The organism is Bradyrhizobium sp. FW305-F6 (assembly GCF_058782905.1).
The window spans coordinates 929329-944440 of sequence record NZ_JBYSYD010000002.1; the positions used below are offsets into that span (position 1 = coordinate 929329).

A 15112-nucleotide genomic window follows, 5' to 3' on the forward strand; every position below is an offset into this window, starting at 1 on the left:
TTGGTTGCGCCGGCTTCGGCTTCAATGCTTGTTCAGTTCGGTGCCGCCTGCGCTCGCCGCAGGCGCGAGCCCGTTCCGCGCGTCGAGCGCGGCGATCGCCTCGTGAGCCTGATCGATCTTCGTGCTCAGCACATTGGCGAGCCGTCCGAGGTTTGCGGTGGAATCGTGCGCCGCGGTGATGACCGTGTCGAATGCACCCGCCGTCTCGCGCACGATGGTCGAGAACTCGCCCTGATAGCTGCGCAACCGCGCCAGCTCACGGTGCATCCTGGTCACCCGCATGCTGGTGAATGCGAGCGCAACCAGCAGCACGGCATCAACGAGATAGGATATCATCGACGAACTCCCGCTTCTGATCGACGGGATCGGCCACCTGCATGGCGTAATAGCCATCGAGCTGGCCGATCTGGCACCAGAACAGCACCTGATTGTTGCTTTCGAGGCGAGCCAGCGTGCGCGGCGTGGCCTCGAGCTCGAGCACCTGCCCGATCTGGAACTTCACGACGTCTCCGAGCGTCACCATCTTCTCGTCGAGCACCGCGCTGAGCGTCACCTCGGTGCGATGGACCTCGCTCTCCATCTGCTCGCGCCAGCGCGGGTCGGCCGCGCGACCGTCGCTGACCACGACGTGAGCGAGCTTCTGTCGCAGCGGATTGAGCGCGGAGTGCGGAATGATCAGGAACATCTGGCCGCCGCGGTAGAGCGCCTGCAGCATGATGTTCGCGCAGATCGACATGTTTCCGCTTCGCCCGATCGCCAGCGAGGCCATCGCCGTCTCGACCCGCTCGACGCGAAAGGTGACGTTCGACGTACCGGCGAAGGCGGATTGCAGCGCCTTGGCGAAGCGCTCGAACAGAGCCTGCACCAGGCGGAGCTCGATGTTCGAGAAGGAGCGCTCGACGTCGAGCGGCGGCTCGGCGCCGTCCGAACCGAACATCGCCTCGACCATCGTGAACACGAAGTCGCGGTCGAGCATGATGATGATGCGGGAATCCCATTGCTCGGCATAGAGCACTGCCGCGACCGCATTGGCCTCGTAGTCCTTGATGATGTCGCCGACGCGGTCATTGGTGATGCCGTTGACCGAGAAATAGCATGGCGTTCCCGCCATCGGCTGCAGGCTGTCGGTGCAGGATGCCGCCATGCGATCGAAGATCACATTGAGCATCGGCATACGTTCGATCGATATGCCGGCGGCGTCCAGCAGGTAGTTCGGCAGCTGCTTGCGCTGATCGATTTCGGCGTCTTCCATCATCATGCGCGAGCCGCCTTCGGTTCAGGTTCGGCAGCGACGGCCTTGGGACCTGCGATCGTCTCGTTCTCGACGACGTCGATCGACGGACGCTCGCTGCTGGAGATCATCTTGCGGCCGTGCTCGACCGCGATCTGCGGCATGGCGCCGTTCATGAAGGCCAGCAGCGTCTGCTTGACGATGATGTACGGCCGGCACTTCTTCTCGCGCATCATCTTGATCTTGATGGCGAAGGGCGAAATGATGCCGTAGGACAGGAAGATTCCGGCGAAAGTGCCGACCAGGGCGGCGCCGATGTAGCCCCCGAGCAACTTCGGCGACTGGTCGAGTGCGCCCATCGCCTTGATGACGCCGAGCACCGCGGCGACGATGCCGAGCGCCGGCATCGCCTCCGAGACCGTCACCAGCGCGTGGTACGGTGCCAGCTTGCCCTTGACGATGGTGTGGATCTCCTCGTCCATCAGCGCTTCGATCTCGTGCGTGCGCGCGTTGCCCATGATGATGAGACGGACATAGTCGCAGATGAACTGCAGCACCGAGGGATCGCCGAGCACGCTGGGGAACGCCTTGAAGATCTCGGATGACGAGGGATCGTCGATATGCGCCTCGACCTCGTTGCGGCCCTTGCCCCGCAGCTCGCGCATCAGGGCATGCAGCGCCCCCAGCAGGTCAAGGTAATAGCGCTGACCCGGCACCGCGTTGGTGATGGCCTGCACGCAGGCGACCCCGCTGTCGAGGACGGTCTTCCAGGGATTGGCCACGATGAATGTGCCGATCGCGGTGCCTATGATGATCACGAACTCCCACGGCTGCATGAGCACGGCCAGATGCCCGCCCATGGCGGCAAAGCCGCCGAGCAGCGCCGCTACCGTGATGAAAATCCCCACGAAACTGCCCAACGCGCCGCTCCATCGCCGATCCCACCGGCAATATCTAGTCGGCGACGCTTGCGCGAAGCTGGCTTCGGGCTCGCCAGCCCCGCGCAAGCATCCGGCGGCAGCTTGGCGGCGCCGCAACGGCGGCCAGAGGGGCGCGTGTCATGCTATCCACCATCGCGGACTACACCAGGCTGACCAAGGACATGGGCAAGTCGCTGACGCAGGTCGCGAAGCAACCGGATGTCAGCCGGGAGACCGACTATTTCCTCAGCCACATCGGCAACGTGAAGACAATCGACGATTTCCTGAAGGACTATCGTCTCTATTCCTACGCGATGAAGGCCTACGGACTCAGCGACATGACCTATGCCAAGGCGTTCATGCGCAAGGTGCTGACGGAGGGCGTCGCGAGCAGCGACGCCTTCGCCAACAAGCTGACCGACACCCGCTACCGGCAGTTCGCCGCCGCCTTCAATTTCGCCGCGCTCGGTGACAAGGCGACCCAGGCCGCTGCGGCCACGACCGGTACCGCGACCCAATACGTCACGCAGACGATGGAGGAGAAGGCGGGCGATCAGAACGAGGGCCTGCGATTGGCGCTGTATTTCACCCGCAAGGCCTCGACGATCACGACCGCCTACCAGATCCTCGCCGACAAGGCGCTGACGCAGGTGGTGCAGACCGCGCTCGGCTTGCCGGCGACGATCAGCTCGGCCGACATCGACGCCCAGGCCAAGCTGATCGCCAGCCAGATCAAGCTCACCGATTTTCAGGATCCGGCCAAGGTCACCAAGTTCGTGCAGCGCTTCGCGGCGATGTGGGATGCGACAACGGCCCAGAGCGACGCCTCGACCAACTCCGCCCTGGTCCTGATCGCCGGCGCCGCGACCTCGAGCAGCCTCGATACCAACATGCTCACGACACTTCAGAACATCAAGTTCAACAGGTAGGTCATGCAATCGGCTCTCTATGTCGGCTTGTCGGCGCAGGTCGCGCTCGAGAAGCGCCTCCAGACGATCGCCAACAACGTCGCCAACGTCAACACGGCTGCGTTCCGCACCGACGTGGTGAAATTCGAGACCGTGCTGTCCAAGGCGGGGCCGACCCCGGTGGCGTTCTCCTCGCCCGGCGACAACATCATCTCGCGCGAGATGGGCAACATCACCGAGACCGGCAACCCGCTCGATGTCGCGGTGGTGGGACAAGGCTGGATCGCCTTCGCGGGTCCGAACGGCACGGTCTACACACGCGACGGCCGTCTCCAGATCGCCCCGAACGGCGATCTTCAGACCGTGAGCGGCTTTCCGGTCGTCGATTCCGGCGGCGCGCAGATCACGCTCGATCCGAACGGCGGGCCGATCTCGGTCGCGCGCAGCGGCGCGATCATCCAGGACAACAACGAGATCGGCACCATCGGCCTGTTCAGCATTCCGCCCGACGCTAATCTGGAACGCTACGGCAATTCCGGCGTGACCCCCGACCGGCCCGCGACCGCCATCGCCGACTTCTCGCGGGACGGCTTCAAGCAAGGTTATGTCGAGGGCTCCGGCGCCAATCCGATGCTCGAATTGACGCGGCTGATCTCGGCCTCGCGCGCGTTCGACGGCACCAACTCGATGATCGAGGGCACCGAGAGCTCGCTTCAGAACGCCATTCGGACGCTGGGCGAACCCGGCAAGTAGACTGTGCGCCAAGCGCGCAGGATTGAGGTTGGACGGTTTCCTTGAACGCTCTTCGGCAACTCGAGTGGGCGCTGCTGGAGCTTCAGCAGAGCACTCCCCTGGTCAGCGTCAGCGGCGCGATCTCCGAGATCGCACCGACGCATTTCCGCGTGTCCGGACTGTCGCGCTTCGTCAGGCTCGGTGAGCTCATCGGGGTCGATTCGGCCGGCAAGCGCCAGATCGGCGAGGTGGTGCGGATCGACAGCGAGGGCATCATCGCCAAGCCGTTCGACCGGCAGTTTGCCGGCGGTCTCGGCTCGGCCGCCTACCGGATGCCGCCCCTGTCGTTCGCGCCCGATCCGAGCTGGAAGGGCCGCGTCATCAACGCCCTCGGCGCGCCGCTGGACGGACAGGGGCCACTCGTCCAGGGAGCCCAGGCGGTCTCGGCCGAGGCCGAGGCGCCGTCGGCCATGAAACGCGCACGCGTGCACAAGCCGCTGCGCACCGGCGTGCGCGTCATCGACCTGTTCGCACCGATCTGCGCCGGCCAGCGCGTCGGCATCTTTGCCGGATCGGGCGTCGGCAAATCGACGCTGCTGGCGATGCTCGCCCGCAGCCAGGGCTTCGACACCGTCGTGCTGGCCCTGGTCGGCGAGCGCGGCCGCGAGGTGCGCGAGTTCATCGAGGACGTGCTGGGCAGCGACCGTCACCGCGCCGTCACAATCGTATCGACGGGCGACGAAAGCCCGATGATGCGGCGGCTGGCGCCGAAGACGGCAATGGCGGTCGCCGAATATTTCCGCGACCGCGGCGAATCGGTCCTGCTGATGGTGGATTCGATCACCCGTTTCGCCCACGCTGCGCGCGAGGTTGCACTCGCCGCCGGCGAACCTGCAGTCGCACGCGGCTACGCGCCCACAGTCTTCACTGATCTGCCACGCCTTCTGGAGCGCGCCGGCCCGGGTGAGGAGGGATCCGGCACGATCACCGGCATCTTCTCCGTTCTGGTCGACGGCGACGATCACAACGAGCCGATCGCGGACACCATCCGCAGCACGCTCGACGGGCACGTCGTGCTTTCCAGGCACATCGCCGACCAGGCGCGCTATCCTGCGGTCGACGTTCTGGCCTCGGTCTCCCGCCTCGCCCATAACATCTGGGAGCCCGAGGAGCGCGAATTGGTGAGCAAGCTTCGCGCCATGATCGCGAAATACGAGGACACGCGCGATCTGCGCCTGATGGGCGGCTATCAGTCGGGACGCGATTCGGGCCTCGACCAGGCAGTCGACATGGTTCCGCGAATCTACGATGCGATGCGGCAGGGCGCTTCAGCCCCGCCGAGCGCCGATCCGTTCCGCGAGCTCCGCGACATGCTCAAGGGCGAATGACGGGTGGAGAGGGTGAGGCGGCACGCGATGGGCCGCCGGCCGCCGTTTGTGGTTTTCGACAGGAGATTGCGCATGTCGCTACGCCTGCAGCGCATGCGCGCCCACTTCGCGCGCCGATCTTCGCGAGCGCATCCGCCCTACCGGTGAGCACAACGCGCCTGGACGCATTGCAAATGGGCGAGTCGACGATTCCGGGAGACGAACGAAACAACCATCGCGTGTAATCCTGACGAATTCCCTCGGCGATTCCCGGGCAGAGCGTGCAAGTTGTGGATGACGTGCCGCGAAACATCATCGTCATGCACAAGCTTCGGTCAATTTGCGTCGAGGACAGACAACAAACGTGCCGCGCAGTCAAACTCTCGCAATGCCGAGTGCATAATATTCGTCGTGCAGCGTATTCGTTCACCATCATGTGTCCCGATGAGCGAGGTTTGTCTTGAACGTCAGGTTCGCCTGCAACGACATCCAGTCTGCGAGAGGGTCTCTACTTGATTTTGTTGAGAAGCTCATTCATCGTTTGGTTGAGTATAAGAAACGTCCGCTCGTGACTTGAACTTTGGGGGCTTCGGTTGAGCTACTCAGATCTGCCGGCGACGGCGACCCGAGCTCGCGCGCGACGACGATGCTGTTGGCATGCCATCAGCAATACGGCATCTCGCTCCGGACCATGCGGGGCCCATCAGCCGAGATCGTGCGTGTTGCGATTCCTGCCATTACCGGAGAGTTCGACACCACCTGCTCGTCCGACACTCAGGGCGCAAAGCGGCTTCGGGACGCCGCAGACGAAGTTTCGGGGGCGAGGTAGGTAATGCCATTGGCGCGAGAGGCCGTCGAGCTGCTGGTTCAGGCGGCGAGGGCCTGGTACTTCGAAGGCAATCAGCATGGATTGCGCGATCGAGAATGGATGGCGCTGCGCTTTCTCAGCCGCGCCAACAGGTTTTCCCGCACGCCTTCCGCGCTGGCCGGCTTCATCGGAGCCACGCGAGCGACTGCATCGCAGATCGTGAAGACGCTGGAGAGCAAATCCTTTCTGGTGCGAAAGCCGTCGCATGAGGACAAGCGTTCCGTCGTCCTGCACGTCACCGCCCAGGGCGAGAAGTGCCTCAGCCAGCACGACCCGATCAACCACGTAGTGAACGCGGTCACCGCGCTCGGGACCGACGAATGCATCAGGCTGCGCGACTCGCTCCGCGAGGTTCTCAATCATCTCGACGCGGCCCATCAGCGGCTCGATGCCAGCATCTGCCGGGACTGCATGTTTCTCGCAGAGCGTAGCCCCGGCACCGGCAAGGGACGAGCAACCGCCGAATTCATGTGCCGGCTCTATCGTGCTCCGATCTCTCTCGATGAGACCGAACTGCTCTGCACCAGTTTCGAGCGCACGCGCGACCGCCCCAGGATCGAGCAGCATCCGGATCGCGCGCGCGCGGCCAGCCAGGGGTGAGTCGCCTGATGCCAGCATATCGAGCCACCGGATCGGCGCGAAACGCAACCCACTGACGGGCTCCGGCGAGGACTCCCATACGCCGCGGCCATTTGGTTCGATTGCGACTGTCTCCAGAATACTGGATTGATGACAGCGAGTGTGTGATGGCGAACGTGCAGAACACGCCTTCCCGGCCTCGCGGCTGATTTCGCCCGAGCTTTGCTTCATCTCCTCACTCTCTCGATCGAGAGGGCGCAGGGAAGGCCAAGGTGCCGACAGGCACCCGCGGTCTGCTGCGCAAAAAGGCACACGCAGAAAACCGCACAGCAGCATACAGGTGTCGCCGAACACTCGGCCTTCCCTGCGCGATGGTCGGACGGCTTATGCCGCGCTCTCCCGGGAGCCGAACTTTCCCTCTGGCCTCCCTCGCCCCCACGGAATTCACCGTCCCTCACGCCGGTTGACGCGAGAGCCGCCTCCGCAAGAGCTTGACCGTAGCAACGACGGCCAGGACCACACGGTTTTGCCGTACGCGCGGTTCGCTTGACCCCCACCGGCTCCGACGACGTTGTGCACGTTGCCATCGAAGACCGGCGGGACGAACCTGCCAGCGCCGTTCGTCCGCACGCGGCCACGAGCTCACCGGGGACTACCCTCCCTGCCCGCACCTTTCGCGCCCGACGCTGCCGCGTCCACCGCAAGCCCGGCTCGCGAACATGACGACCTCACGATCGCCCCTCAAGGATGAGCCGGGATGGGCGAGACATACGATAATTCCGAATTTCGGTAAAGCGAAATATTTTCGCGGAGGCGGATTGACAGAGGGCGACACAGCAAGCCCCCTCGCCGCCTCCGCATGCGAGGGAGGGAGCCCACCGCCGATGCCGCCGCATCGTGCACACCATATGCGATAGCCATGGCTCGCCAGTGGGTCTCGCGCAACGTCATCCAGCGATCGCGTCTCAAACGTCCGGATCTTCGCAGCGCGCGACGGAACAACGATCCAGCTGGCATAGCCCGCACCGGGCACGCAAAAAAACACCCGGCGGTTTCCCGCCGGGTGCTGGTCGAAATGCTTCGACAGATCTTACCAGTTGCGCTGGGCGCGGAGCAGCAGGGTGATGCTGTCCTGGTCCTTCAGCTCGTACACAGCGGTCGGCTTGGCCGTGTTGGCAGCCGGGCTGAGCACGGCAGTGCCCGAGTACTTCTGGTCGAGACGGGTCCAGTTCAGGTCGCCCGAGAAGGTCAGGTTCTTGACCGGGGTCCAGCGGGTGATGAGACCGATCTGGCCGATGGCGAAGTCAGGGTTACAACCCGTGACGCCGGCGAGACCGCCGAACACGCCACCAGCACCGCCTGCGCCGCAGAGCGCAGTCTTGGCGAGACTGCCGAACTGGGCCTGAGCGTAAGCACCGTAGAGCGCGGTGTTCCAGTAGGGATTCCAGTTGTGGGTGTAAGCACCACGGAAGCCCCAGGTCTTGACCGTCTCCTGCTGCGAACCCGTGACGTACACGGTATCCGGAGCATTGGCAAAGCCGACGCTCTGGTAGGCAATGCCCGAGCTGCCGTACATCTGGTAGGAGCTGCCCGCCAGGTTCTGGAAGTTGTAGCGGGTCGCGCCGTCGGTGTAGACGCCCTGGATGTTGATCACGTCACCCGCACCGGTCGGGATGTTCTTGATCGACAGAGCGAGCTGAACCGCCCAACCCCACTTGTCGTCGGGATGGCCAGTGGTCTCGGTCGCGCCGTAATAAGCAACGTGGTTGTCGTGCGCGGCGACCGATGCCTGGAACAGACCCCAAGCCTGGTCGACACGAACCATACCGACGAGGTTCGGCGAACGCGAGCCGCCGATGGCGTTGGTGCCATACGAACCGCCAACCATGCCAGCAGCCGTTGCGCCGGTCATGTTGAGGTTGCCGGCCTGGTAGTAGGCCGTCGCGTCTTCGGCTGAGAAGGCCGCCGTCACGCCCTGGCCGAAGTCAGCGGTGTAGGTGAACTGGTTGACACCAGTGACCGTGCCGCTGCCGCCGACGAGGCTATCGATGTTGTTGCCGGGATAGTTGGTCCAGGGCGCGTCGAACTGCGACACGGCCTTACCCATGGTGAAGCCGGCGAACTGGATGAAGGCATAGTACACGCCGAGCGAACCGCCCGAGGTGCCGCCGTCCGACGGATTGCCGACAGGAGACGACCCAGAATAGGCCGTAGCACCGGTGCCGGAGCCCGTGCCGGTGTAGCCACCGGTCGTCCAGGTGAAGACCGCGTCGAAGTAGGTGCGGACGACGCCGTACTCGGTCGCGGTGCGCGTGTCGATGTTGAGATCCTGACGAGCGCGCATGTTGTAGTAGTTGCTCAGGCGGTTGTGCGCGCCGGCGGGAGCACCGTTCGAGATGCCGTAGTTGCTGTTGGTGTTGAGCGCGACTTCAGCGCGCAGATAACCACCCAGCTTGATGCAGGTGTCGGTGCCCGGGATGTAGTAGAAGCCGGCGCCGTACAGCGAGCAGATCTTCACGTATTCGACCGCCTTGGCCTTCACGGGAAGATCGGCTGCAAACGCACCGGAGACGGCCATCAGGCCGGCTGCCGAGCCGAGAAAGAGCGACTTCGTCAAGTTCATTAGTAAACCTCCACGTCGGTTCAGGGGGCTCGGCTCCTCGGCGGAGGCCGCTCTACCCTCTTTAATTTCCGTTCAATTCAGGTCCGCACTGAAGGTCCGGACCGAAACGACAGTGAGGTGCCCCCCCTCCGTCGTGACTCACGTATAGTTTATAAAATCCATTGCCTCAATTTATTGATCTCGTGAGTTGAAACTTCGCGCGAGCATGTTGCTGCGGAGCAACATCCGATCTTTAGGCACGTATTCAACATACTGTAATAAAAGAAAAAACCCTCAGGGGGCATCCCGAGGGCTTTCTTGGAGGTCTCACATTGCTGCCGATCGCAACGGTCAAGAGCAGCAAATTTTGAGTGCGGGAGACGTAATCCAATTAGTTGTTTTTTGCAAGCATCGAATCCCGCTTGTTGGTGGGACGCGGCGTCAACGGCCCATCATTGCGCGAAGTCCGAGACGGCTCTCCAATATCCGGCTAGAACACTGCTCCAACAGCAATAAGAAAAACGGTCAGTGCAAATTGGGGGACCCGATGATCGAGAGGAAACTCGACAGGGCGATCACAGACTTCATCTGGAACGTCGTCGAAATTCACTCGCAGCTGGAGAACATTCACACCAGCTGGGCGGGATTGCTGGGCATTACCCAGCCGCAATGGCTGATCCTGATGGCGATCACCGAACTGGACGATGGACACGGCGTCGCCGGGATCGACATCGCCAACAAGCTGCGGGTCCACCCGGCTTTCGTGACCAACCAGACCAAGTCCCTCGAAAAAGGCGGTTTTCTGTCACGACGACCGTCGGCGAACGACGCCCGCTTCGTCCTGATGTCGCTCACGGAAAAGGCGACGGCCGAGATCGAGAAATTATCGAAGCGAAAGCTCGCCCTGAACTCGACGATGTTCAACGATCTGAACGAGAAGACCCTGGCTGAATTGAATGCCTCGCTGGCAACGATCGCCAAGAACGCCCGGCTGGCTGCGCGATTGCTGGCGATCGACGCGTCTTGATCGGCAGATGCAGGATGCGGGGGTGGACGCCCGAGCCGGACGCTGCTGTCGTCGCGCCGCGGGGTCCTGCAAAGCCCGCCGCCCAAGCGAAAACGCGACGAGATTTGGATGAACCGTCATCGCACTTTCGGTTGTCGTTCGCGCCTGATCTTTCCGGAAAACCAATTCGGCCTTTTTCCGGATCATGCTTTAGAGCCGGGTCACCGCGTCGAGCTTACGGGCAGCTCCAAGCTTGCTGGCGAGCCACTCCACAATGAAGTCGTCAACGGCGACGAAATTCTCGACCTCGCCGAACGGATGCGGGACATTGTTGGGCACGACCACCGAGCAATCGGCTCCAATCCGCCGGTAGTCGGCTTGGAGTTCGAGAGCATCCTGCTCCCAGACCATCGAGCGGCTCCCGACGACCATGAGCAGCGGGCACGGGACTCGACGCGGCGGCAGCACAGCCTCTCTCGAGATCCCGTCGGGGACGGCCTGCCCGGTCATCCAGCGAAGTGACGCCTGGCACATGACCGGACGCACCAGCCCGCCGTCGCAGACGGCCGCCGCGATCCTGCGATCCGAAAGCGCAAGGCGGGAGGCATGAGCGGCGCCCACTCCTTCGCCATAGATACCGATCCGCCGCGGGTCGACATCAGGGCGTGCTTCCAGATAGTCCAACCAGAACTGAAGCCTGTGCTCCGGCTTGAAGGAGCGATGAACGGTCGAATTGGCCGGGTCGACGAGCAGGAGCGACATGGTCCCGCAGAGTGCGACGGGCAACAGCCTGCTGATCATCGAGCCCAGGGTAGCATCGTCGTCACCGACGCAGATCACCGCCGGCGCGGCAGAGCCGTAACGAAGCGCCGGCAGAAAGAAGCCGGCCAGAGCGCCTTGATCGAAGCAGTCGATCTTGACGCGCTCGATCGGCAGACCAGCCTCCGTCTCCAGGCCTCTCAGGCCGGTGCCGACCTCGTCTGCGAGGGCGGCACTCTCGACATCTCCCGGATTGCACAGACTTCTGACGACTTCGAGGGCCGTCAACGAGCACAGCCACGCCTCCCCGGCAATCTGAGCCGAACGCGTTTCGCGCGCAGATTCGGCCAATGTCCGGTAGTCGTCGGCGACCCTCAACCAGTCCGAAATCCACAGATGCCGGTGCTGCTCGCGCGCAAGCTCCGCGACCGACAGGCTTTGGAAGAAATGGGAGGCTCGATCCCGCAAATGTGCCAGATCTCGTCCGGCGCCGTCGCACGAACGGTGAAGAGGATATTCAGCTTGCATGTCAGCCCCCGAACGACGCCGCCCAGGATTGCCCGGACTTGCCGGCATCGCGCTCTGCGCGGCGCCACGCGGCAAAGCTGCTGCGCGCGGTTAGCATTCCATACGAGCGGGCTTGGGCACAAAGTCCCGGCCGGCTCACCCCAATCGTCACGTCCCCAGCTCCGTCGCTGATACACAGTCAGGCGCCGCGTAACCTTCCGGCTCTGCGCAGCGGGCTTCGTCATTTCTTGTTGCGATCGGCCTCAAAACCACCCGTGCCGACACAAGAGACATGCCTGTGTAAGCCCCGATTGTGAAGGCACGTTATGGTGAAGGATGCAGCGCATTACCATCAAGTGCCAAGCCGTAGGACAACGTCAAGAACGCCCATTGTGACAGTCATTCGCGAACGACTTGTGACAACGATGGTCGCGCCCCGGCGAGTGCAATGGCCGCAACGCGCCCAATCAGGAAAGCGAAGTCGTCCCTGAAAGCCCTTACCCCGGGGCACTGCCATTCCCTTGTATGCATTATCCCAGTTGCCATCCTCCCGCACTTCGCTTTACATGCCGCCAAAACCCGACCGCGGATGACGGATGGGGCTGAAAATCACACAGATCTTCAAGGGATGAAGCATGGCGCGCAACATATTGATTCTCGGAGCTTCTTACGGCTCGCTGCTGGGCACCAAGCTGCTGATGGCCGGGCACAACGTGACCTTGGTCTGCCGCGCCAAGACTGCGGAGCTGATCAACCGCGACGGTACCGAGGTGCGTATCAAGCTGCGCGACGAGGCGGTGCACCGTGCGATCTTCTCGCGCGACCTGCCCGGTAAGCTCGATGCGGTGACGCCCGCCAATGTCGATCTCTCCCGCTATGATCTGGTCGGCCTTGCGATGCAGGAGCCGCAATACACCAACCACACCGTGCGCGTGCTCATGATCAAGATCGCCGCTGCGCGGCTGCCGTGCCTGTCGATCATGAACATGCCGCCATTACCCTACCTGAAGCGGATTCCGGCGCTCGCCGACATGGATCTCGAGGAGGCCTACACCAATGCGCAGGTGTGGGAGCGGTTCGAGCCGGGCCTGGTGACGCTGTGCTCGCCCGACCCTCAGGCGTTTCGTCCGCCGGAGGAAGCCGCCAACGTGCTTCATGTCGGCCTGCCCACCAATTTCAAGGCATCGGTCTTCGCCGACGAAAAGCACAACAAGCTGCTGCGCGAGCTCGAGGCCGACATCGACGCGGTGACGCTCGGCGGCCACGACGTGCCGGTAAAGCTGAAAGTGTTCGACTCGCTGTTCGTGCCCCTGGCCAAATGGTCGATGCTACTCACCGGCAACTACCGCTGCATCACGCCGAACGAGCCGCAATCGATCCGCGACGCCGTGCATGGCGATCTTGCGCGTTCGCAGACGATCTACGAGCATGTCGATGCGATCGCCCGCCGCCTCGGCGCCGATCCCCAGGACCAGGTGCCGTTCGCGAAATACGCCAAGGCCGCGGAGAGCCTGCTCAAGCCGTCGTCGGCGGCGCGCGCGGTCGCCAGCGGCGCGCCCTTCATCGAGCGCGTCGATCTCCTGGTGAAGCTGATCTCACATCAGCTCGGCGTGCCCAACACCGAGATCGACCGCACGGTCGATACCGTGGACCAGAAGCTGAACGAGAGGATCGTACAAGGCGGCTCCGGGTCGCAGTAGCGCCGCCGCGTCCAGCGACGCCGGCGCTCAGGCCGTCAGAAATGATTGCAGCCAGATCAGGCCGGTCACGGCGACCAGCGTCACCGCGCCGGTGCGCGTGACGAGGTCGGGACGCCCGAGGCGACGGGCGCCGCGGCCGAGCGTTGCCCCGAGAATGATCCACGCGGCGCCTGCGGTGACGATCTGAAGTGCGATTGCGCCGAGCCAGGGCAGCAGTTCGAGCGGCCCGGCTCTTAGAGGCAGGAGCAGGAAAGCGAAAACCAGCGCTTTCGGATTCAACAAGGTCGTCAGCAGCACCTGACCGAACGTCACCGCAGCGCCGTCGCGCAGCGCGCGCGTGTTGACGCGCCAGAGCATGACGGCGAGGCACAGGACGTAGATCGTCACGGCGACGCGGAGCACGAGCGCCGCGATCGGAATGTCGCTGATGACCGGACCAAGCGCCAGACGCAGCACCGCGATCGCCAGCAGATAGCCGCACAGCTCCGCCGCGAGCAGGTGAAGGGAGCGCCAGATGCCGGCCGCTGCACCCGATGTCGCGAGCAAGGTGTTGGTCGGCCCCGGCACCGCCAGCAGAAAATAGGTCGCCGTGAAGAAGGTCAGAAAAGTCATACGGCCAGATAGCAGGTCCAGGCCGCGCGGATCTTGATCTGCGTCATTTCCGGCCGAGCAACGCTTCCGCTCTCGTGTGGCTCGGCGCGGCACTGTTCCCGGTGTGGCATGAACTCGACGATGCCCTTCAGGGACCCGGACGCTCAAGGGCCCTTCACATCGCGCGCTTGCGGAGCGGCGAATCACGACTGGGTGAGACAATCGCGTGCGCAGTGCCATCACCGGCGCTTCGCAGCGAAGCGCGCCAATTTCGGGGGCGAAACGACCTCCCCTGACGCGCCGGTCCGTCATTCCCGCAAGCGCCGCATGCGCGCACGGAGGGCTCGCATCCTTGCCAGCGCCAAGAAGATGAGTGCTATATGTTTCTAAGTCAGGTTTCAGAAACCTGTTTGCCGGTCTGTCGTCCGGCGCGATCGCAATGCGACTGAGAGAACAAGAAAAAGAAGAATGGACCAGGCGATGCTGAGCGTCGTCCGCGCAGTGGAGGCAGGCGCGACGACCATGAAGGGCGTGATCGACGCCACCGGATTATCCCGTCTCAAGATCGAACGTGCATTGACCGCGCTGGAGAAGCAGAAGCTGCTGGTCCGCGACGGCTACGGGTTCCGCGCGACCGGCCTGCCGAAGGCGGCGCGTCCGGCCCGGCAATGCGGCTCGTGCAACGCCTGCTGCGATATCCTCGAAGTGGCGGCTGTCGACAAGCCGGTGAACCAGCTGTGCAGGCACTGGCAACAGGGGACCGGATGCACCATCTACGACCGCCGCCCGCAAATGTGCCGGTCGTTCACCTGCGCCTGGCTTCAGGGCCATCTCGATGACGACTGGTTCCCGGAGCAGGCCGGCCTCGTGGTGCATTTCAGCCAGGACGCCGTCAATGTCACCGTGGACGACGATTGTCCGGACCGCTGGCGCGAGGAGCCGTATTTCAGCCGGCTAGCCGAATGGTCGCTGAACGGAATCAGGCGAATCGGCAACCGCGGTTATGCCACGCTCGTCGTCGCCGGCAACGACCGCTTCCTGCTGCTTGGACGCACCATCGTTCCCGAGCCGACGCTGTCAGGCACCGCCTTCCTGCCGCTCACGGCCGATACCTTCCGGTTCTGGCGGGCGACATCGCCCGAGCATTTGCAGCGGCTTCACGAGCGCATCGCCGAGATCGAGCGGATCAGGCAGGAACTCGGCTCGTGCGCGATTCCAGCGAACGAGGACGACGATCCGCAGCCCCCGTACCGGCCCGCACTACTCCGGTTGTCCGGCCACGCCTAAACGCTGCCGTAGGCAACGCGGCATGATTCACCCCGCACCGCTCGACGCGCCCCGG

General features: G+C 63.6%; 13 protein-coding genes. 7 read left to right on the plus strand and 6 right to left on the minus strand.

Annotated features, from left to right (window positions below; genetic code table 11):
- Positions 1-21: 21 nt before the first annotated feature.
- From AC3WLX_RS15710 to motA, 3 genes are read right to left on the minus strand one after another with little or no spacing between them, the layout of a single operon-like run.
- Positions 22-336 carry a hypothetical protein gene (locus tag AC3WLX_RS15710; protein ID WP_492336625.1) on the minus strand — a complete coding sequence of 105 codons (315 nt, stop codon included), beginning with the start codon at positions 334-336 and terminating at the stop codon, positions 22-24.
- Positions 317-1258, minus strand: a complete 942-nt coding sequence (locus AC3WLX_RS15715) for a flagellar motor switch protein FliM (RefSeq protein ID WP_291628161.1) — start codon at positions 1256-1258, stop codon at positions 317-319. Before AC3WLX_RS15715 ends, AC3WLX_RS15710 begins: the two co-directional genes overlap by 20 nt.
- The gene (motA, locus tag AC3WLX_RS15720) at positions 1255-2151 is read right to left on the minus strand and encodes a flagellar motor stator protein MotA (RefSeq protein WP_492336626.1); all 897 of its coding nucleotides are present in this window, start codon (positions 2149-2151) and stop codon (positions 1255-1257) included. The genes AC3WLX_RS15715 and motA overlap by 4 nt, the downstream gene beginning before the upstream one ends.
- A gap of 140 nt (positions 2152-2291) precedes the next feature.
- Here motA and AC3WLX_RS15725 point away from each other — a divergent pair, with 140 nt between their 5' ends.
- The 4 genes from AC3WLX_RS15725 to AC3WLX_RS15740 all read left to right on the plus strand — a co-directional run bounded on the left by AC3WLX_RS15725 (position 2292) and on the right by AC3WLX_RS15740 (position 6626).
- Entirely contained in the window at positions 2292-3080 is a 789-nt protein-coding gene (locus AC3WLX_RS15725; RefSeq protein WP_291628165.1) for a DUF1217 domain-containing protein, read from the plus strand.
- Between the two features lie 3 nt (positions 3081-3083).
- Positions 3084-3812, plus strand: a complete 729-nt coding sequence (flgF, locus tag AC3WLX_RS15730; RefSeq protein ID WP_291628167.1) for a flagellar basal-body rod protein FlgF — start codon at positions 3084-3086, stop codon at positions 3810-3812.
- Between the two features lie 41 nt (positions 3813-3853).
- A complete protein-coding gene (gene fliI / locus AC3WLX_RS15735; protein WP_492336627.1) occupies positions 3854-5179 on the plus strand; it encodes a flagellar protein export ATPase FliI in 1326 nt (441 codons plus the stop codon).
- Positions 5180-5990: 811 nt separating this feature from the next.
- A complete protein-coding gene (locus tag AC3WLX_RS15740; protein ID WP_492336628.1) occupies positions 5991-6626 on the plus strand; it encodes a MarR family winged helix-turn-helix transcriptional regulator in 636 nt (211 codons plus the stop codon).
- 1069 nt (positions 6627-7695) lie between these two features.
- On the opposite strand, the gene AC3WLX_RS15745 is transcribed toward AC3WLX_RS15740, so the two are convergent.
- Positions 7696-9228, minus strand: a complete 1533-nt coding sequence (locus AC3WLX_RS15745) for a porin (protein WP_492336629.1) — start codon at positions 9226-9228, stop codon at positions 7696-7698.
- Between the two features lie 526 nt (positions 9229-9754).
- Between AC3WLX_RS15745 and AC3WLX_RS15750 the strand changes: the two genes are divergently transcribed.
- Entirely contained in the window at positions 9755-10234 is a 480-nt protein-coding gene (locus AC3WLX_RS15750) for a MarR family winged helix-turn-helix transcriptional regulator (RefSeq protein WP_366865483.1), read from the plus strand.
- A 189-nt stretch (positions 10235-10423) separates the two neighbouring features.
- Here the strand turns inward: AC3WLX_RS15750 and AC3WLX_RS15755 are convergent, their stop codons facing one another.
- The gene (locus tag AC3WLX_RS15755) at positions 10424-11548 is read right to left on the minus strand and encodes an alpha/beta hydrolase family protein (protein ID WP_492336630.1); all 1125 of its coding nucleotides are present in this window, start codon (positions 11546-11548) and stop codon (positions 10424-10426) included.
- A gap of 566 nt (positions 11549-12114) precedes the next feature.
- Between AC3WLX_RS15755 and AC3WLX_RS15760 the strand changes: the two genes are divergently transcribed.
- On the plus strand, positions 12115-13179 hold the full coding sequence (locus AC3WLX_RS15760) for a ketopantoate reductase family protein (protein ID WP_291628829.1): 1065 nt from the start codon (positions 12115-12117) through the stop codon (positions 13177-13179).
- Positions 13180-13206: 27 nt separating this feature from the next.
- Here the strand turns inward: AC3WLX_RS15760 and AC3WLX_RS15765 are convergent, their stop codons facing one another.
- Positions 13207-13791, minus strand: coding sequence for a LysE family translocator (locus AC3WLX_RS15765; protein WP_492336631.1), 585 nt, complete (start codon positions 13789-13791; stop codon positions 13207-13209).
- Between the two features lie 447 nt (positions 13792-14238).
- Between AC3WLX_RS15765 and AC3WLX_RS15770 the strand changes: the two genes are divergently transcribed.
- Complete coding sequence (locus AC3WLX_RS15770) at positions 14239-15057, plus strand: YkgJ family cysteine cluster protein (protein WP_492336632.1); 819 nt, start codon at positions 14239-14241, stop codon at positions 15055-15057.
- The last annotated feature ends 55 nt before the right edge of the window (positions 15058-15112 follow it).

Bases quoted from the DNA above. Each gene is read 5' to 3' on its own strand.
- AC3WLX_RS15710 (WP_492336625.1), bottom strand. From the start codon at position 336: ATGATATCCTATCTCGTTGATGCCGTGCTGCTGGTTGCGCTCGCATTC.
- AC3WLX_RS15715 (WP_291628161.1), bottom strand. From the start codon at position 1,258: ATGATGATGGAAGACGCCGAAATCGATCAGCGCAAGCAGCTGCCGAAC.
- AC3WLX_RS15725 (WP_291628165.1), top strand. From the start codon at position 2,292: ATGCTATCCACCATCGCGGACTACACCAGGCTGACCAAGGACATGGGC.
- flgF (WP_291628167.1), top strand. From the start codon at position 3,084: ATGCAATCGGCTCTCTATGTCGGCTTGTCGGCGCAGGTCGCGCTCGAG.
- AC3WLX_RS15740 (WP_492336628.1), top strand. From the start codon at position 5,991: ATGCCATTGGCGCGAGAGGCCGTCGAGCTGCTGGTTCAGGCGGCGAGG.
- AC3WLX_RS15745 (WP_492336629.1), bottom strand. From the start codon at position 9,228: ATGAACTTGACGAAGTCGCTCTTTCTCGGCTCGGCAGCCGGCCTGATG.
- AC3WLX_RS15750 (WP_366865483.1), top strand. From the start codon at position 9,755: ATGATCGAGAGGAAACTCGACAGGGCGATCACAGACTTCATCTGGAAC.
- AC3WLX_RS15755 (WP_492336630.1), bottom strand. From the start codon at position 11,548: ATGCCGGCAAGTCCGGGCAATCCTGGGCGGCGTCGTTCGGGGGCTGAC.
- AC3WLX_RS15760 (WP_291628829.1), top strand. From the start codon at position 12,115: ATGGCGCGCAACATATTGATTCTCGGAGCTTCTTACGGCTCGCTGCTG.
- AC3WLX_RS15765 (WP_492336631.1), bottom strand. From the start codon at position 13,791: ATGACTTTTCTGACCTTCTTCACGGCGACCTATTTTCTGCTGGCGGTG.
- AC3WLX_RS15770 (WP_492336632.1), top strand. From the start codon at position 14,239: ATGGACCAGGCGATGCTGAGCGTCGTCCGCGCAGTGGAGGCAGGCGCG.